This is a genomic window from Streptomyces sp. NPDC006687, assembly GCF_040636215.1.
Lineage (GTDB): Bacteria > Actinomycetota > Actinomycetes > Streptomycetales > Streptomycetaceae > Streptomyces.
The window spans coordinates 160,637-177,202 of record NZ_JBEYJJ010000008.1 but is presented as its reverse complement, the minus strand read 5'-3'; the positions used below and the strand labels follow the sequence as shown (position 1 = coordinate 177,202).

15 protein-coding genes are annotated in these 16,566 nt (G+C 72.5%); 9 read left to right on the top strand and 6 right to left on the bottom strand.

What is annotated here, in order from left to right; genetic code table 11:
- The first annotated feature begins 2 nt into the window (after window positions 1-2).
- The 3 genes from xseA to ABZ716_RS13015 all read left to right on the top strand — a co-directional run bounded on the left by xseA (window position 3) and on the right by ABZ716_RS13015 (window position 2,212).
- Window positions 3-1,262 carry an exodeoxyribonuclease VII large subunit gene (xseA, locus tag ABZ716_RS13025; RefSeq protein ID WP_358811098.1) on the top strand — a complete coding sequence of 420 codons (1,260 nt, stop codon included), beginning with the start codon at window positions 3-5 and terminating at the stop codon, window positions 1,260-1,262.
- A 25-nt stretch (window positions 1,263-1,287) separates the two neighbouring features.
- A complete protein-coding gene (locus ABZ716_RS13020; protein ID WP_358811099.1) occupies window positions 1,288-1,527 on the top strand; it encodes an exodeoxyribonuclease VII small subunit in 240 nt (79 codons plus the stop codon).
- Between the two features lie 97 nt (window positions 1,528-1,624).
- Window positions 1,625-2,212: a malonic semialdehyde reductase gene (locus tag ABZ716_RS13015; protein ID WP_351883059.1), complete on the top strand. Its 588-nt coding sequence runs from the start codon at window positions 1,625-1,627 to the stop codon at window positions 2,210-2,212.
- 147 nt (window positions 2,213-2,359) lie between these two features.
- Here the strand turns inward: ABZ716_RS13015 and ABZ716_RS13010 are convergent, their stop codons facing one another.
- On the bottom strand, window positions 2,360-2,878 hold the full coding sequence (locus ABZ716_RS13010) for a DUF4245 domain-containing protein (protein ID WP_358811197.1): 519 nt from the start codon (window positions 2,876-2,878) through the stop codon (window positions 2,360-2,362).
- A 226-nt stretch (window positions 2,879-3,104) separates the two neighbouring features.
- On the opposite strand from ABZ716_RS13010, the gene glpX reads away from it, so the two are divergent.
- Window positions 3,105-4,136 (top strand): class II fructose-bisphosphatase, encoded by a 1,032-nt coding sequence (gene glpX / locus ABZ716_RS13005; RefSeq protein ID WP_351883061.1) that lies wholly within the window; start codon window positions 3,105-3,107, stop codon window positions 4,134-4,136.
- Between the two features lie 109 nt (window positions 4,137-4,245).
- Here the strand turns inward: glpX and ABZ716_RS13000 are convergent, their stop codons facing one another.
- The gene (locus ABZ716_RS13000; protein ID WP_351883063.1) at window positions 4,246-4,560 is read right to left on the bottom strand and encodes a WhiB family transcriptional regulator; all 315 of its coding nucleotides are present in this window, start codon (window positions 4,558-4,560) and stop codon (window positions 4,246-4,248) included.
- Between the two features lie 218 nt (window positions 4,561-4,778).
- Entirely contained in the window at window positions 4,779-5,459 is a 681-nt protein-coding gene (locus tag ABZ716_RS12995; RefSeq protein ID WP_358958602.1) for a DUF1707 domain-containing protein, read from the bottom strand.
- A gap of 148 nt (window positions 5,460-5,607) precedes the next feature.
- On the opposite strand from ABZ716_RS12995, the gene ABZ716_RS12990 reads away from it, so the two are divergent.
- Window positions 5,608-7,275, top strand: a complete 1,668-nt coding sequence (locus ABZ716_RS12990) for a fumarate hydratase (protein ID WP_358811101.1) — start codon at window positions 5,608-5,610, stop codon at window positions 7,273-7,275.
- 77 nt (window positions 7,276-7,352) lie between these two features.
- Here ABZ716_RS12990 and ABZ716_RS12985 read toward each other — a convergent pair whose 3' ends face one another.
- Both ABZ716_RS12985 and ABZ716_RS12980 read right to left on the bottom strand, forming a co-directional pair.
- The gene (locus ABZ716_RS12985; protein WP_358958599.1) at window positions 7,353-8,336 is read right to left on the bottom strand and encodes a sensor histidine kinase; all 984 of its coding nucleotides are present in this window, start codon (window positions 8,334-8,336) and stop codon (window positions 7,353-7,355) included.
- Window positions 8,333-9,133, bottom strand: a complete 801-nt coding sequence (locus tag ABZ716_RS12980) for an MEDS domain-containing protein (protein ID WP_358958596.1) — start codon at window positions 9,131-9,133, stop codon at window positions 8,333-8,335. Before ABZ716_RS12980 ends, ABZ716_RS12985 begins: the two co-directional genes overlap by 4 nt.
- A 233-nt stretch (window positions 9,134-9,366) precedes the next feature.
- On the opposite strand from ABZ716_RS12980, the gene ABZ716_RS12975 reads away from it, so the two are divergent.
- The gene (locus tag ABZ716_RS12975) at window positions 9,367-10,152 is read left to right on the top strand and encodes a glycerophosphodiester phosphodiesterase (RefSeq protein WP_358958594.1); all 786 of its coding nucleotides are present in this window, start codon (window positions 9,367-9,369) and stop codon (window positions 10,150-10,152) included.
- A gap of 90 nt (window positions 10,153-10,242) precedes the next feature.
- Here ABZ716_RS12975 and ABZ716_RS12970 read toward each other — a convergent pair whose 3' ends face one another.
- Window positions 10,243-11,772, bottom strand: a complete 1,530-nt coding sequence (locus ABZ716_RS12970; protein WP_358958591.1) for a ricin-type beta-trefoil lectin domain protein — start codon at window positions 11,770-11,772, stop codon at window positions 10,243-10,245.
- A gap of 108 nt (window positions 11,773-11,880) precedes the next feature.
- On the opposite strand from ABZ716_RS12970, the gene ABZ716_RS12965 reads away from it, so the two are divergent.
- The 3 genes from ABZ716_RS12965 (at window position 11,881) to ABZ716_RS12955 (ending at window position 16,556) form a co-directional block, all read left to right on the top strand.
- On the top strand, window positions 11,881-13,284 hold the full coding sequence (locus ABZ716_RS12965) for a class II fumarate hydratase (RefSeq protein ID WP_351883089.1): 1,404 nt from the start codon (window positions 11,881-11,883) through the stop codon (window positions 13,282-13,284).
- Between the two features lie 101 nt (window positions 13,285-13,385).
- A complete protein-coding gene (locus tag ABZ716_RS12960) occupies window positions 13,386-14,105 on the top strand; it encodes a DUF402 domain-containing protein (protein ID WP_358958589.1) in 720 nt (239 codons plus the stop codon).
- Window positions 14,106-14,357: 252 nt separating this feature from the next.
- Entirely contained in the window at window positions 14,358-16,556 is a 2,199-nt protein-coding gene (locus ABZ716_RS12955) for an ATP-binding SpoIIE family protein phosphatase (RefSeq protein WP_358811107.1), read from the top strand.
- Window positions 16,557-16,566 lie beyond the last annotated feature (10 nt).

Here is a 16,566-nt window from a genome sequence, read left to right as displayed (position 1 = left end):
GCATGGGTCTGAATACGTCGGCGGATGCGCCGCTGCCGGTCGGTCAGGTGTCCCGGCTCATCGGGGGCTGGATCGACCGGCTGGGCCAGGTGTGGGTGGAGGGGCAGATCACGCAGCTGTCCCGGCGGCCGGGGGCCGGGGTGGTGTTCCTGACGCTGCGCGACCCCTCGCACGACATCTCCGTCAGCGTGACGTGTTTCCGCCAGGTGTTCGACGAGGTCGCGGACGTGGTGTCGGAGGGCGCGCGGGTCGTCGTCCTGGCGAAGCCGGAGTGGTACGCGCCGCGCGGGCAGCTGTCCCTGCGGGTGACGGAGATACGGCCCGTCGGCATCGGGGAGCTGCTGGCGCGGCTGGAGCGGCTCAAGCGGTCGCTGGCCTCGGAGGGGCTGTTCGCGCTGGACCGCAAGAAGCCGCTGCCGTTCCTGCCGCAGCTGATCGGGCTGGTGGTGGGGCGGGCGTCGGCGGCCGAGCGGGACGTGCTGGAGAACGCCCGGCGGCGGTGGCCGGCGGTGCGCTTCGAGGTGCGCAACGTGGCGGTGCAGGGGGTGCACGCGGTGCCGCAGGTGGTGCGGGCGGTCCGGGAGCTGGACGCCCTGGACGAGGTGGACGTGATCATCGTGGCGCGGGGCGGCGGCAGCGTGGAGGACCTGCTGCCGTTCTCCGACGAGGAGGTGGTGCGGACGGTGGCGGCGGCCCGTACGCCGGTGGTCTCGGCGATCGGGCACGAGCCGGACTCCCCGCTGCTGGACCTGGTGGCGGACCTGCGGGCCTCCACGCCGACGGACGCGGCGAAGAAGGTGGTCCCGGACGTCGGGGAGGAGCTGGAGCGGGTGCGCCAGCTCCAGGGCCGGGGGCTGCGGGCGCTGACGGGGCTGCTGGAGCGGGAGGAGCGCGGGCTGGCGCAGGCGCTCGCCCGGCCGGTGTTCGTCCATCCGCAGCGGATGGTGGAGACCCGGGAGGACGAGCTGGAGGCCCTGCTGGCACGCGGCCGGCGCACGCTCGGGCATCTGCTGGACCGCGCGGAGTCGGAGCTGGAGCACACCCGCGCCCGGGTCTTGGCGCTGTCGCCGGCGGCCACCATGGAGCGCGGCTACGCGGTGCTCCAGCGGGCGGACGGGCATGTGGTGCGGGCGCCGGGCGAGGTCGCACCGGGCGAGGCGCTGCGGGCGCGGGTGGCCCAGGGCGAGTTCGCGGTGACCGTGGTGGAGACCGGCTCGGGAACCGCCGCAGACGGGCACGTTCCGGCAGCGAAGTCGTTGTAACACACATCTACGATGGGACCAGGGAATGTCTGAGACCGATACGGCGCTGGGGTACGAGCAGGCGCGCGACGAGCTCGTCGAGGTCGTCCGCAGGCTGGAGGCGGGCGGCACCTCGCTGGAGGAGTCGCTGGCGCTGTGGGAGCGCGGCGAGGAGCTGGCGAAGGTCTGCCGGCACTGGCTGGAGGGGGCCCGCGCCCGGCTGGACTCCGCCCTGGCGGCCCGCGAGGCGGCGCAGGCCGCGGAGGGCGACGGCCGCGGCGAGTGATCCGGATCACTCCCCATGGGAAAGTAGTTGAAATTTCATCTACTTCTGCCTATGGTCGGGGTACCGCTTCACCTCACGTACAGAAGAAGGCTTACCGATGTCTCTCGTGCTCGACGCCGCTGCTCAGGACCTGCTCTTCCGCGAGGCCCGCACCGCCAACTCGTTCTCCGACGAGCCGGTGACCGACGAGCAGGTCCAGGCCATCTACGACCTGGTGAAGTACGGCCCGACCGCCTTCAACGCGACCCCGCTGCGCGTCACCCTGGTCCGCTCGGCCGAGGCCCGCGAGCGCCTGGTGAACCTGATGTCGGACGGCAACAAGGCCAAGACGGCCGCCGCCCCGCTGGTCGCCATCCTCTCCGCGGACAACGAGTTCCACGAGGAGTTCGACACCCTCCTGCCGCACTACCCGCAGGTCAAGGGCTTCTTCACCGAGCGTCCGGCCCGCGAGCGCTTCGCCGGCATGAACGCCGCGCTCCAGGCCGCCTACTTCATCGTGGGCGTGCGCGCCGCCGGCCTGGCGGCCGGCCCGATGACGGGTGCCGACTTCGAGGGCATCAACAAGGAGTTCCTCGACGGGGACCACTCCGCCCTGATGGTCGTCAACATCGGCAAGCCGGGCGAGGACGCCTGGCACCCCCGCTCCCCGCGCCTGTCCTACGAGGACGTCATCACCACCGTCTGATCCCCGGCTGATCCCCGGCTGATCTCCTGCTGATCTCCTGCCGGTCCCCGGCGCCGCCACCACGGCGGCACGGACCCACGGCAAAGGCCGCCCGCCCCGGTTTCCGCGGGGCGGGCGGCCTTGTTCGTGCCGGCTGCCGAAGCGACCTCACTGCCCCTGCTTGAACTCCAGGGCCGCCGCCATCGTGCCCAGCTGCTCGAAGGAGCCCGTCCCGGTGACCACCGTGACGTAGCCCTGCTCCTGGCGGACCAGCGCGTCGTACTTCTCGCCGTCCCAGCGCTCCCACGCCCGGTCGCCGACCTGCTGCGTCTGCCCGGTGGGCTCGGCCTTCTGGGTGAGCTTGGCGAGGTTCTTCTGCGAGGCGTCCGTGCTCTGCTCGACCGCCACGTACTGCTGCTGCGGATCCAGGAAGCCCAGGTGCCAGGCGTTGGCGTTCTTGCGCTCGAACGTCACCGACGTGGCCCGCCACTGCTCCGGCAGGCCCACGGGGGCGGCCACCGGGTACGGGGCCGCGCGCCGGGCCGTCAGGGTCTCGACCCGGTAGTCCACCGTGCGCGTCGGGTCGGCTTTGTCGTCGTGCGGGACGAAGATGTAGATACCCGCCACGACGACACCGATCACCGCCAGCGACCGGACCATGTCCCAGACCGTCTGCTTGCCTTTCATACCTGCCACCCCCCCATCGTCCCGCATGGCCGACGGCGATCACCGCCGGGGTCGGCGTGGCGGCCGGCGCGGACGGCTCGCGAAGGGCCCGCAGTGTCCGCTCAGCCGCACCGGCTGACCGATAATGCGCTCATAAGTGACCCGCTCTGCTCAATATGTCGACGAACCGATAGAGTTCCAGCACCCTCACACTCCCGGCCGTCGTCGTACAGAAAGGTGCGCTCCGATGACCGAGCACAACCTGCCGCCCCAGCTCGAAGTCGCCCCCGACTCGCCTGACCGCAACCTCGCCCTCGAACTCGTACGGGTCACCGAGGCTGCGGCGCTCGCCGCGGGCCGGTGGGTCGGCCGTGGCGACAAGATCGGCGCCGACGGCGCCGCGGTCAACGCGATGCGGACCCTGATCTCCACCGTCTCGATGAACGGCGTCGTCGTCATCGGCGAGGGGGAGAAGGACGAAGCCCCCATGCTCTTCAACGGCGAGCACGTCGGTGACGGCACCGGCGCCGAGGTCGACATCGCCGTCGACCCGATCGACGGCACCACCCTGAACGCCAAGGGCATGCCCAACGCCATCGCCGTCCTGGCCGCCGCCGACCGCGGCACCATGTTCGACCCGTCCGCCGTGTTCTACATGGACAAGCTCGTCACCGGCCCCCAGGCCGCCGACTTCGTGGACATCAACGCCCCCGTTTCGGTCAACATCCGCCGGGTCGCCAAGGCGAAGAGCATCGCCGTCGAGGACGTCACCGTCGTCATCCTGGACCGCCCGCGTCACGAGGGCATCGTCAAGGAGATCCGCGAGACCGGCGCCCGCATCAAGTTCATCTCCGACGGCGACGTCGCCGGCTCGGTCATGGCGGTGCGCGAGGGCACCGGCGTCGACCTGCTCATGGGCATCGGCGGCACGCCCGAGGGCATCATCTCGGCCTGCGCCATAAAGTGCCTCGGCGGTGTCATCCAGGGCAAGCTCTGGCCCAAGGACGAGGCCGAGCGTCAGAAGGCCATCGACGCGGGGCACGACCTCGACCGCGTCCTGACCACCAACGACCTGGTCTCCGGCGAGAACGTCTTCTTCGTCGCCACCGGCATCACGGACGGCGAGCTGCTGCGCGGCGTCCACTACCGCTCGGAGACGGCGACCACGTCCTCGCTGGTCATGCGCTCGAAGTCGGGCACCATCCGGCAGATCGACTCCACGCACCGGCTGTCGAAGCTGCGCGCCTACAGCGACATCGACTTCGACCGCGCCCAGTAGGAGCCGGCGGCAGGGCGGCCGGTGACGGCACGTCCGAGGGGCGGTCCCCGTGCGGGGGAACCGCCCCTCAGTCGTCTCCGGTCTCCCCGGCCTGCGCGGCCCCCGCGGGTCAGCCCGCGGCGGCGACCGGCCCGGGTGCGCCCGGCAGCAGCTCGGCGGCGCGGCGCCGGCGGCGGCCCAGCACCACCCGCCGCTCTGCGGCGGTCAGCCCGCCCCAGACCCCGTACGGCTCGGGCTGGAGCAGGGCGTGCTCCCGGCAGGCGACCATCACGGGGCAGCGGGCGCAGACCCGCTTGGCGGCCTCCTCGCGGGCGAGCCGGGCCGCGGTCGGCTCCTTGGACGGCGCGAAGAACAGCCCCGCCTCGTCCCTGCGGCACACCGCCTCGGTGTGCCAGGGCCCGTCCTCCTCTTCCCTCGCCGCCATCCGTGGCTTCGGCACGGCGGCCGGGCGCGTCTGAAGGCTCTGGACGGCGGCTGCCTGCAGGGACTGATGCGGCGGATGCGGCACGGTCTACTCCTGACGACGGATACGCGAGCGAGAGACGATGCACCTGTCCCTACCCGCTGCGCGTGCCCCTATGCACCGGGCGTGACCACCCGGACGCGGTTCGTCCGAAACCCGCCCCCACCCGAGCGGCCGGCTCAGCCCAGGCGCTTGCGGAGCCTGGCGGCGAGGTCCACCAGACGGGCGCCCGGCTTGGGGCGGGCCTCGATGTTGCCGAGCAGGGCGAAGCCGCGGACGATCACGACCGGCGCCTGGGGGTCGGCGGCCGTGCCCTCCCCGCCCACCTCGAAGTTGCCGAGGACCCCGCTGCCGTAGCCGCGCAGGGTGACGTTCTCCGGGACCAGGACCTCGACGTTGCCGAGGACCGAGACCACGTTGAACTCGGTGACCTGCTGTTCGAACACGGCCTCGGTGAGGTCGAGGGTGATGTCCCCGAGGACCGAGACGGCACGGGTGCGCGCGCCGGGGCGCCAGCGGCCCTTGCGGGCGGAGCTGCTGCACACGGCCACCACGGACTCCACCGGGCCGATCCCCGCGGAGGCCGGGGCGGGGGCGGCGGGAGCCGCGCGGTGGGCGGCTCCGGCCGGGAGGTCCCGTACGAGCACCTCCAGCTCCCCCACCGTCTTGACGGCGTAGAGGGTGTCCAGGCGCTCGGCGTGCTCTTCGGCGGTCAGCCGGCCCTCCGCGACGGCCTCGGAGAGGATCTGCGCGATCCGGTCCCGGTCGGCGTCGGAGGCGCGCAGGCCGCCGGCGGCCGGGGCCCCGGAGGCCGCAGGGGCGGCAGGGGCAGGGGCGGCGGGGTGCTTTTCCAGGTCCACGCACGCCAGCATAGCGAGACACGATAGATCGCGATACTGGCCGGTGAGCCCTACCTCACAGACACGGCCGAGACCGGAGGTTCTACGCTGGTGTGTCGCGCTGCCAAAACGGGCGCCAGCGCTGTCTGCCGAGTGAGGATTGGCCACCATGCCGGAGTTCGCGTACACCGACCTGCTGCCCTTGGGCGAGGACACCACCCCCTACCGGCTGGTGACCGCCGAGGGCGTCTCGACCTTCGAGGCCGACGGGCGTACGTTCCTCAAGGTCGAGCCGGAGGCGCTGCGCAAGCTCGCCGAGGAGGCCATCCACGACATCCAGCACTTCCTGCGCCCCGCGCACCTGGCCCAGCTGCGCCGCATCATCGACGACCCGGAGGCGAGCGCGAACGACAAGTTCGTCGCCCTCGACCTGCTGAAGAACGCCAACATCGCGGCGGCCGGCGTGCTGCCCATGTGCCAGGACACGGGCACGGCGATCGTCATGGGCAAGCGCGGCCAGAACGTCCTGACGCAGGGCGGCGACGAGGAAGCCCTCTCGCGCGGCATCTACGACGCCTACACCCGGCTGAACCTGCGCTACTCCCAGATGGCCCCGCTGACCATGTGGGAGGAGAAGAACACCGGCTCGAACCTGCCCGCGCAGATCGAGCTCTACGCGACCGACGGCGGCGCGTACAAGTTCCTCTTCATGGCCAAGGGCGGCGGCTCGGCCAACAAGTCCTTCCTCTACCAGGAGACCAAGGCGGTCCTCAACGAGACCTCCATGATGAAGTTCCTGGAGGAGAAGATCCGTTCGCTGGGCACGGCGGCCTGCCCGCCCTACCACCTGGCGATCGTCGTCGGCGGCACCTCCGCCGAGCACGCCCTCAAGACCGCCAAGTACGCCTCCGCGCACTACCTGGACGAGCTCCCCCGCGAGGGTTCGGCACTCGGCCACGGCTTCCGCGACGAGGCCCTGGAGCAGCAGGTCTTCGAGCTGACCCAGAAGATCGGCATCGGCGCCCAGTTCGGCGGCAAGTACTTCTGCCACGACGTCCGCGTGGTGCGCCTGCCCCGCCACGGCGCCTCCCTCCCGGTCGCCATCGCGGTGTCCTGCTCCGCCGACCGCCAGGCCGTCGCGAAGATCACCGCCGAGGGCGTCTTCCTGGAGCAGCTGGAGACCGACCCGGCGCGCTTCCTGCCGGAGACCACCGACGAGCACCTCGCCGAGTCGGCGGAGGTGGTCCGGATCGACCTGAACCAGCCGATGGACGAGATCCTCGCGACGCTGACCAAGCACCCGGTCAAGACCCGCCTCAGCCTGACCGGACCGCTGGTCGTGGCCCGCGACATCGCGCACGCCAAGATCAAGGAGCGGCTGGACGCGGGCGAGGGCATGCCGCAGTACCTCAAGGACCACCCGGTGTACTACGCCGGCCCGGCGAAGACCCCCGAGGGCTACGCCTCGGGCTCCTTCGGCCCGACCACCGCCGGCCGTATGGACTCCTACGTCGAGCAGTTCCAGGCGGCGGGCGGCTCCAAGGTGATGCTGGCCAAGGGCAACCGCTCGCAGCAGGTGACCGACGCGTGCGGCGCGCACGGCGGCTTCTACCTCGGCTCGATCGGCGGCCCGGCGGCCCGCCTGGCGCAGGACTGCATCAAGAAGGTCGAGGTCCTGGAGTACGAGGAGCTCGGCATGGAGGCGGTCTGGAAGATCGAGGTCGAGGACTTCCCGGCCTTCATCGTCGTGGACGACAAGGGCAACGACTTCTTCCAGAACCCGGCCCCGGAGCCGACGTTCACCCACATCCCGGTGCGCGGGCCGGGCCTGGCGTAACCCGGCAGCCGAACGACGGAAGGAGCCCCCGGCACGCCTGCCGGGGGCTCCTTCGCCGTGCTTTCGTCTCCAGGGCGTCAGCGTGCCTGTTTCCCCTCGACGTCCGTGTGGAGGCGCACGGTGGTGCCCTGTTCGGGGGTGGAACGGATCTCGACCAGATCGCAGAGCTGGTGGGCCAGCCACAGGCCGCGGCCGCCGAGCTGCTGGGCCGACGGCCGGACGCGGCCGGCCATCGGGTCGGCGATGTACCCGGCGTCCCGGAACTCGCACAGGAACACCGAGTCCTGGGCCCACGTCCGCACGGTGCCTCGGCCGCCGCCGTGGATGATGCTGTTGGTGGCGATCTCGGTGACGGCGACGGCGAGCTTCGACTGCTGCTCCTGGGACACGCCCGCGTCGGACGCGCACTGGGCGACCTTCGAGCGGACCGCGGCCAGGTCCCCGTGCGTGTAGCTGAGCTCCTGGTACGGGTCGCACGGGTCGGGCAGTACCTCGAAGGGGTAGGGGCCCTCCTCCAGGAAGGAGCCGTTGGGGGTGTGCCGGCCGTCCTCGCGGATCAGCGGGTGGCAGCGGGAGACGGACCGCAGCGCGGCCTCGTCCTGGTCGGTGGCGTCGTACGGGCACAGCATCGACCACGCGGAGTTGCGCGCGAACGCCTGGTTCAGCAGCCACTCGTGGTGGCGCAGCTCCGAGAGGTGGGCCGCGTTGCGGGCCCGGCTCCAGGCGGTCTCCCCGACGCCCCGTACCGGCCGGCCTCCTTCGCCGCGCTCCTCCAACCAGGCGGTCCAGGCGTCGACGAGCCGACCCGGGTTCGGTCCGGCCGTCGCGGTGTCGACGAAGGTGACGGCGAGCTCGCCGGCCAGCTCGCCCCGCAGAAGTGCCGCCCTGTCCTCGGGGACGGCGACGACGACCGCTTCGTCGGCCTCCAGGGCCTCACGGATGAAACCGAGGGTGCCGGTCATGAACTGGTCCTGCCCCCGGTACGGGTACAGCTCGTGGCGGAAACGGACCTCGGCCGGGGCGGCCGACTCGGGGGTTCCGGGCGACTGGGTGGTGCTCATCCGGCCATCACCACCGGCACACCGGGCGCGGCGTAACCCGCGAGTTCCCAGCACAGCCGCACGGTCTCGTTGGCGCCCTCCACCACGATGCGCCGTCCGGGGAGGTGGTTCGCCGCCTCGACCAGGGCTCCCATTCCGGCGGCGTCGATCATCTCCAGACGGTTGAAGCACAGCCTCATCCTCGGTGTGTAGCCCACCGCCGCGCGAAGCGCCGCGTTGAAGGCCGCAGCACCCTGGGAATCGATCACCCCGTCCACACTCCAGCTGTCGGCACCCGTGCTGAACATCCGGAACGCCGGACGCTCTGCACGTGTGCCCATCTCGTGCGGGTGCACACTCGCCACGTATTCCAGCGTATCCGCCTGCCACTGGGACGGCCTGAAGGCGCACAGCACCATCGCGCCGCACTCCGAGGCGAACTCGTCGAGCCTCAGCTCCTGGGACAGCAGGTCGTGCGCCGCGCCGGGGTCCGTGACCGGCATCCGTTCGGCGAGCACCCGTACCGAGCGGTAACCCTCACGGGTCGCGGTACGGGCTTCGCGCTTCACCGCCGCCAGGACCGAGTCGGTGTCGCCCAGGCTGGGCAGATCGAGCACCACGGCGGCCGAGGCCAGGAGCCGGTCCTCGGCGACGCCGCCGGCCGCTCCGACCACCACGATCTTGTCCCCGTACAGGGCTCCGTCGGCCACGTACGCCTGCGCGCCACCGGGGAAGGGGGCAGCCGCGTCGACCAGCCAGCAGACGTGGTCACCGATGTCGACCTCGTCCAGCGTCGCCAAAGCCCGTGCCGCTCTCACCTCGCCCCTTCCCAGCCGTCGGCCTCCTGCACAGAGACTACTGCGCCGTCTGCGGCACGGTCCCGCTACGGCCGAACCCGGACCGGCGAACGCCGCGGAACCGGTGGCCCTCGTGGGGCGGAGACCTCCCGAGCCCCTGCCCCGCCCTCGACCGATCATGCGCGGGACCTGGGTTAACGTCGGGGTCGCAGGCCCGCATCCGGCCGTTCATCCCGGTTCGCAAGGATTCCCGTATGGCACCGACGAGCTCGTCCCCCCGCACCGTCCGCGTCGTCGCGCACCGGGGGGCCTCCCACGAGCACCCCGAGCACACCATCGCCGCCTACCGGCAGGCCATCGCCGACGGGGCCGACGCCCTGGAGTGCGATGTGCGGCTGAGTGCGGACGGGCGGCTGGTGTGCGTGCACGACCGGACGGTGGAGCGGACCTCCGACGGGCGGGGGGTGGTCTCCGAGCTGACGTACGGGGAGCTGGCCGCGTTCGACTTCGGCGGCTGGAAGGGTGAGGAGCACCGGGGGGCGCGGGTGCTGCTGTTCGAGGACCTGCTGAGGGAGGCCCTGGCGGCGGACCGGCCGGTGGGGCTGGCGGTGGAGACCAAGCACCCGACGCGGGCGGGTGGCCGCCTGGAGGCGGAGCTGGTGCGGGTGCTGAAGGAGTACGGGCTCGCGGACGGTTCCGACGGCCGCGTGGAGGTGATGAGCTTCTCCCGCACCGCGCTGACCCGGCTGCACCGGCTGGCGCCCGGGCTGCCCGCCGTCCACCTGATCGAGCGGCGGCTGCGTGCGCCCCGGCCGCCGTTCGCGGGCCACGCCGGTCCGGGGATCGAGCTGGTGCGGAGGGACCCCGGGCTGGTGGGGCGGCTGAGGGCCAGGGGGCTGCGGGTGCGGGTGTGGACGGTGGACGAGCCCGAGGACGTGGAGCTGTGCGTCCGGCTCGGGGTGGAGACGATCATCACCAACCGGCCCCGCGAGGTCCGCGAGCAGCTGGAAGCCGGGGGCGTCCGCGCGGCGGCGCGCTAGGCCGGCCCGGACCGGACCGGTGGGGGCGTCCCCGCACGTGCGCGGGGACGCCCCTGGGCTGGCACGCGCCCGGGTCCGGTTACCCGCGGCTCACGCGAAGCGCTGGGACGCCGAGCCGTTGCAGGGCTGGAGGCGCAGCTGCTCGTGGGCGGCGGCGACCGTCAGGCACAGGGCGGGGGCGGCGGCGGGGTGCAGGGTGGCGCCGTCGCGGACGAACTGCTGGTTGGCGCCGCCGTGGCAGTTCCAGAGGACGAGGCCGGCACCGGCCGAGTAGTCGGCGCGGGGGACGTCGAGGCAGCGGTCCTGGGTGAGGCCGTTGTGGACGGACTTCTTCACGGAGTCCTGCCACCAGTCCTGGTTGCGGCCGCCGTGGCAGTCCCAGCCGGTCACCTTGGTGCCGTTGGCGCTGGAGCCGCCGAAGGCGTCGAGGCAGTTGCCGGTGGCCTCGTTCTTCAGGGGCTCGTAGAGGTCGTCCCAGGCGCCGGCCTGGAGGACGGGGGTTCCGGTGCTGCCCGGGTCGGCGCAGGAGGCTTCGCGCAGGCCGGAGGTGTAGAGCTGGGTGAGGCAGGCGGCGAAGGCGCCGTGGCCGCGGTAGTTGGGGTGGAAGGACTGGCGGGCGGTGTTCTCGTCCCAGGGGAAGTGGTCGCCGAGGTCGAGGTAGAGGCCGCGGGCCCAGGTGTCCTCCATGCAGACCTCGTGGCCGTGGAAGAGCCGCGAGTTGTCCAGGTAGGTGGCGCCGGCGGCGAGGGCGGCGGCGCGCATCCCCTTCTCGAAGGCGGGGACGGCGTAGTTGCGGCCCCAGGCGGCGTCGGAGTCGTAGCCGGCGCAGCCTCCGGGGAGCTTGCCGGGGAAGTCGGGGTTGTCGGCGAAGTCGGGGCCGATGGGGCTGGGGTAGCCCATGACGACGAGCTTGTAGTCGGAGTCGGCGTAGCCGGCGTCGCGCATGACGGTCTTGAGGTCGCCGATGGTGGCTTCGACCTTGGGCACCAGTCCGTCGACGCGGGACTGCCAGCCGGGGCCGTATTTGGGTTCGCAGGTGCCCTGGCTGAGCACCCAGCGGCTGACGCAGTCGGTCATGACGGGGCCGAACTGGAGGTCGTCGTTGGCTCCGGCGACCAGCACCACCATCTTGATCTTCGTGTTGCGGGCCTTGATGGCCAGGCTGTCGCTCTGCACCAGTTCGTCGGCGTACTGCTTGCTGCCGCCGATGCGGATGTTGCCGGTGTAGCCGCCGGAGCAGGCGACGTTGAAGGTGAGGTCGGCCGGGATGCCCGTGCGGTGGATCGCGGAGTCCGGCGAGCGGTGGCACTGGTTGGCGGAGGTGTTGGTGGCGGGGTCGTAGTTGCCGGTGCCCTCGCCCGAGATCTCGCTGTCGCCGAGGGAGATGAGCCCGGTGCGGCGTTCGGCGAGGGGGCGGATGGCGGGGTCCCCGTAGATCTTGGTGGCCTCGGCCGCGCGGATGGCTTCGAGTTCCGGCGGGAGCGGTGTGATCGAGCCGGATGCGGCGGGGGCCGCTTCGGCCAGGGGGGTGACGGCGGTGACGCCCCCGAGGGCGGCCGCGATCGCCGCGACGGCGGCGAAGGTAGATCTGAGCCTGGGTTTGGTACCCGGACGAGCCATGGACTGCCTCCCCGATAGCGGTGTTACCCCCGGTATTTACTGGCCGGTAAGGGAGATGGGAACAGTCCTAACAAGACAATTGCTCAACTTTCTGAGGAGGATGTGCAGATGACCGACGATCAGAAGCCCCAGGAGTTCCGCACCGAGCACGATTCGATGGGCGAGGTACGGGTGCCCGCCCACGCCAAGTGGCGGGCCCAGACCCAGCGCGCGGTGGAGAACTTCCCGCTCTCCGGGCAGCGCATCGAACGCGCCCACATCGAGGCCCTGGCCCGGATCAAGGCGGCCGCCGCGCTCGTCAACGCGCAGCTGGGGGTGCTGGACGAGGAGACCGCCGGGGCCATCGGTTCGGCCGCGGCGGAGGTCGCCGAGGGCCGCTGGGACGAGCACTTCCCCGTCGACGTCTTCCAGACCGGCTCGGGGACCTCGTCCAACATGAACACCAACGAGGTGATCGCCACCCTGGCCACCGAGCGGCTGGGGCGCGAGGTCCACCCCAACGACCACGTCAACGCCTCGCAGAGCTCCAACGACGTCTTCCCCTCCTCGATCCACATCGCCGCCACCGCCGCCGTCACCCACGACCTGATCCCGGCCCTGCGCCACCTGGAGCTGGCCCTGGAGCGCAAGGCCGCCGAGTTCGCCGGCGTGGTCAAGTCCGGGCGCACGCACCTGATGGACGCCACCCCCGTCACCCTGGGCCAGGAGTTCGGCGGGTACGCCGCCCAGATCCGCTACGGCATCGAGCGCCTGCACGCCGTCCTGCCGCGCCTCGCCGAACTGCCGCTGGGCGGTACGGCCGTGGGCACCGGGATCAACACCCCGCCCGGGTTCCCGGCGGCCGTGATCGCCGAGGTGGCGCGGGCCACCGGGCTGCCGCTGACCGAGGCGCGCGACCACTTCGAGGCCCAGGGCGCCCGGGACGCGCTGGTGGAGACCTCGGGGATGCTCCGTACGATCGCCGTCTCGCTCACCAAGGTCTGCAACGACCTGCGCTGGATGGCCTCCGGCCCGCGCACCGGATTGGCCGAAATCAATCTGCCCGATCTCCAGCCCGGGTCCTCGATCATGCCCGGAAAGGTCAATCCGGTCGTCCCCGAGGCCCTGCTGATGATCGCCGCGCAGGTGACGGGCAACGACACCGCGGTCACCGTGGCGGGCGCGGCCGGCAATTTCGAGCTCAACGTGATGCTCCCGGTGATGGCCCGCAACCTCCTGGAGTCCGTCCGGCTGCTCGCGAACGGAAGCCGTCTGCTGGCCGACCGCACCGTGGACGGGATCACCGCCAACGCCGAGCGGGCCAGGGAGTACGCCGAGTCCTCGCCCTCCGTGGTGACCCCGCTGAACCGCTACATCGGCTACGAGGAGGCGGCCAAGGTCGCCAAGCGTTCGCTCGCCGAACGCAAGACCATCAGGGAGGTCGTCCTGGAGTCCGGCTACGTCGACCGGGGCGTGCTGACGCTCCAGCAGCTGGACGAGGCGCTGGACGTCCTGCGCATGACCCGCCCCTGACCCTTCCCGGAAGGGGGCCGAATCCGGTCGTTTCCGCGCCTCGGCCCCCTCCGTGACCTGCACCGCAGCGTCCTGAGGGGCCGCCGCCCTAAGATCTGCGCATGACAGGTACTTCCAGGTCCGGCCCCGGTGCGGCGGGCCCCGCCGCGCGCGGCGGGACGCACGGCGCGCGCTGGGCGCCCGGGGACCGGATCCTCTGGCGCTACCGCGACCACACCCCCGGGCTGAAGGGCCCGGTCCACATCGCCCGTCCGGTGACCGTCGTCCAGGACACCGACGAACTGCTCGCGGTGTGGATGGCGCCCGGCACCGAGTGCGTCAAACCCGTGCTCGCCGACGGCACTCCGGTGCACCAGGAGCCCCTCGCCACCCGCTACACCGCGCCGCGCACCATCGTACGGTCCCGCTGGTTCGGCGCCGGGGTGCTCAAGCTGGCCCGCCCCGGGCAGCCGTGGTCGGTGTGGCTGTTCTGGGAGCACGACTGGCAGTTCAAGGACTGGTACGTGAACCTGGAGGAGCCGCGCACCCGCTGGTCCGGCGGGGTCGACTCGGTGGACCACTTCCTCGACATCTCCGTCTACCCCGACCGCAGCTGGAAGTGGCGCGACGAGGACGAGTTCGCCCAGGCCCGGCGGGTCGGGCTGATCGACGCCGCGCAGGCGCGCCGGGTGGAGGACGCGGGCCGGGCGGCGCTGGAGGTGGTCAAGGCGTGGGGGCCGCCGTTCTGCGACGGGTGGGAGAACTGGCGACCGGATCCGGCCTGGGAAGTTCCGGTTCTGCCCGAAGACTGGGACCGCACCCCGCCGCATATGACGTCATGAGACCCTTGATGCGCCCCCGGGGTGCAACCGTAGGATCGTCCTCCGCCGGTCGCACGCGGGGGGCCGTTCCGGTGCCGCACCCGTAAATGACCTGCGGAGACCGGGACTTGACCGGAGGTCGACGCGGAAAGAAAGGTAACGAGCGGGACGCGGAACCCGGGGGTGGTGGTGCCCCCGCCGCTGAGCGGGTATACCGCGACTGACCGAGTTGAGTGCAGCGCACATCGAGCGCAAACGGACGGAATTCCACGCGTGACGGAGTACCCCACCTCCCAGGAGGGCCCGCAGCCCACCGTCGCCCCCGGCGGAGGTACGGACGAGCTCGGCCACGGCAAGGCCCCCATCGCGGCCGCCGAGGCCGTACGCACGCATGCCGACGTCCCGCGCCCGCGCGGCACCACGGGCGAGAGCGGCGGCCAGCCCGGGCAGGGCACCCGGGCCACCGGGCACGACGTGGCCGGAGCCGGCTCCGGCAGCGCGCGGGCGCGCGACGGCGATGCCGCCCGCAACGCGGGCCGGCGCCCGGACGCGGACGGGGCCTGCGCCGCTCTGCCCGGCCAGGACGTCGGCGCGGGCGCCGGTGGGCCGGGCCCTCTTCCCGACGGCGCCGGCGCACCCGGGCTGCCCGGCGGCAGCCCCGGCACTCCCGGTCTTCTCGGCGCCGGCGGCGCCGAAGCGAGCGTGGCCCGGCGCGAGGGCGACCGGCTGCGGTTCGTCGGCGCCGCCACGCGCCGGATCGCCCGCGGCATCGACCTCGACGAGATCGTCCTCGGCCTGTGCCGGGCGACCGTCCCCACCTTCTCCGACGCGATCCTGGTCTACCTGCGCGATCCGCTGCCCGTCGGTGACGAGCGGCCCATCGGCCCGGTCGTTTTAAGGCTCCGCCGCACCGACCGGCTCCGGCCGATCGACGATCTGGGCCTGGCCGACGGGGGCGAGACCGCCGTCGCGGCAGCGGGGGGCGCCGGCGAACTCGACTTCAGCCAGCTCCCGCTGGTCGGCCCGCAGGGTGACCTGCCCGCGGCGGAGCTGTGCGAGATCCTGCCCGGCGGGGCCCTCGCCGAGGTGCTGCGCGGCGTACGGCCCGTGTTCGGGTCGGCCCCCGGCGCCCGGGACGCCCTGCCCGAACTGCTGGGCGGCGGCCATCCCGTACCGCGCGGGCAGCGGGCCATCCTCGCCCCGCTGCGGGGGCGCCGGCGCGTGATCGGCGCGGCGGTGTTCCTGCGTACCCCGGAGCGGGACGCCTTCGAGACCAACGACCTGCTCGTCGCCGCCCAGCTGGCCACGCACACCGCGCTCGGCATCGACAAGGCCGTGCTGTACGGCCGCGAGGCGTACATCGCCGACGAGCTCCAGCGCACCATGCTGCCCGACGGCCTCCCCCAGCCCACCGGGGTGCGGCTGGCCTCCCGCTACCTGCCCGCCGCCGAGACGGCCCGGGTCGGCGGCGACTGGTACGACGCCATACCGCTGCCCGGCAGCCGGGTCGCGCTGGTCGTCGGCGACGTCATGGGCCACTCCATGACCTCCGCCGCGATCATGGGCCAGCTGCGCACCACCGCCCAGACCCTGGCCCAGCTGGACCTGCCCCCGGCCGAGGTGCTGCACCACCTGGACGAGCAGGCCCAGCGGCTGGGCTCCGACCGGATGGCCACCTGTCTGTACGCGGTCTACGACCCGGTCTCGCACCGGATCACCATCGCCAACGCCGGGCACCCTCCGCCGGTCCTGCTGCACCTGGGCGGCCGTGCCGAGGTGCTGCGCGTCCCGCCGGGCGCCCCCATCGGGGTCGGCGGGGTGGACTTCGAGGCCGTGGAGCTCGACGCCCCGGCCGGGGCCACGCTGCTGCTGTACACCGACGGGCTGGTGGAGTCCCGGCTGCGGGACGTGTGGACGGGCATCGACCAGCTCCGCGAACGGCTCGCCACCACCGCGCAGCTGACCGGGCTGGACCACCCGCCGCCGCTGGAGGCCCTCTGCGACGACGTGCTGGACATGCTGGGCCCGGGCGACCGGGACGACGACATCGCCCTGCTCGCTGCCCGCTTCGAGGGCATCGCCCCCAGCGACGTGGCGTACTGGTTCCTCGACCCCGAGGAGACCGCCCCCGGCCGGGCCCGCCGGTTCGCCCGGCGCGCCCTGGCCCGCTGGGGTCTGGAGGAGCTGAGCGATTCGCTGGAGCTGCTGGTCAGCGAGGTGGTCACCAACGCCGTCCGGTACGCCGAGCGGCCCGTGACCCTGCGCCTGCTCCGGACGGACGTGCTGCGCTGCGAGGTCGGCGACGACTCCCCGCAGCTGCCGCGCCAGCGCCGGGCGCGGGAGACCGACGAGGGCGGCCGCGGCCTCTTCCTGGTCAACCGCCTCGCGCGGCGCTGGGGCGCGACCCGGCTGAGCAGCGGCAAGGTGGTCTGGTTCGAGCTGGCCCTGCCGGGAGCGCACGACCGGCGCTGAACCGGTGACG

Coding starts and splice junctions, on each gene's coding strand:
- glpX (WP_351883061.1), top strand. CDS start 3,105: ATGACCGAGCACAACCTGCCGCCCCAGCTCGAAGTCGCCCCCGACTCG.
- ABZ716_RS13010 (WP_358811197.1), bottom strand. CDS start 2,878: ATGAAAGGCAAGCAGACGGTCTGGGACATGGTCCGGTCGCTGGCGGTG.
- ABZ716_RS12965 (WP_351883089.1), top strand. CDS start 11,881: ATGACCGACGATCAGAAGCCCCAGGAGTTCCGCACCGAGCACGATTCG.
- ABZ716_RS13020 (WP_358811099.1), top strand. CDS start 1,288: ATGTCTGAGACCGATACGGCGCTGGGGTACGAGCAGGCGCGCGACGAG.
- ABZ716_RS12985 (WP_358958599.1), bottom strand. CDS start 8,336: ATGAGCACCACCCAGTCGCCCGGAACCCCCGAGTCGGCCGCCCCGGCC.
- ABZ716_RS12970 (WP_358958591.1), bottom strand. CDS start 11,772: ATGGCTCGTCCGGGTACCAAACCCAGGCTCAGATCTACCTTCGCCGCC.
- xseA (WP_358811098.1), top strand. CDS start 3: ATGGGTCTGAATACGTCGGCGGATGCGCCGCTGCCGGTCGGTCAGGTG.
- ABZ716_RS12960 (WP_358958589.1), top strand. CDS start 13,386: ATGACAGGTACTTCCAGGTCCGGCCCCGGTGCGGCGGGCCCCGCCGCG.
- ABZ716_RS13000 (WP_351883063.1), bottom strand. CDS start 4,560: ATGGCGGCGAGGGAAGAGGAGGACGGGCCCTGGCACACCGAGGCGGTG.
- ABZ716_RS12990 (WP_358811101.1), top strand. CDS start 5,608: ATGCCGGAGTTCGCGTACACCGACCTGCTGCCCTTGGGCGAGGACACC.
- ABZ716_RS13015 (WP_351883059.1), top strand. CDS start 1,625: ATGTCTCTCGTGCTCGACGCCGCTGCTCAGGACCTGCTCTTCCGCGAG.
- ABZ716_RS12975 (WP_358958594.1), top strand. CDS start 9,367: ATGGCACCGACGAGCTCGTCCCCCCGCACCGTCCGCGTCGTCGCGCAC.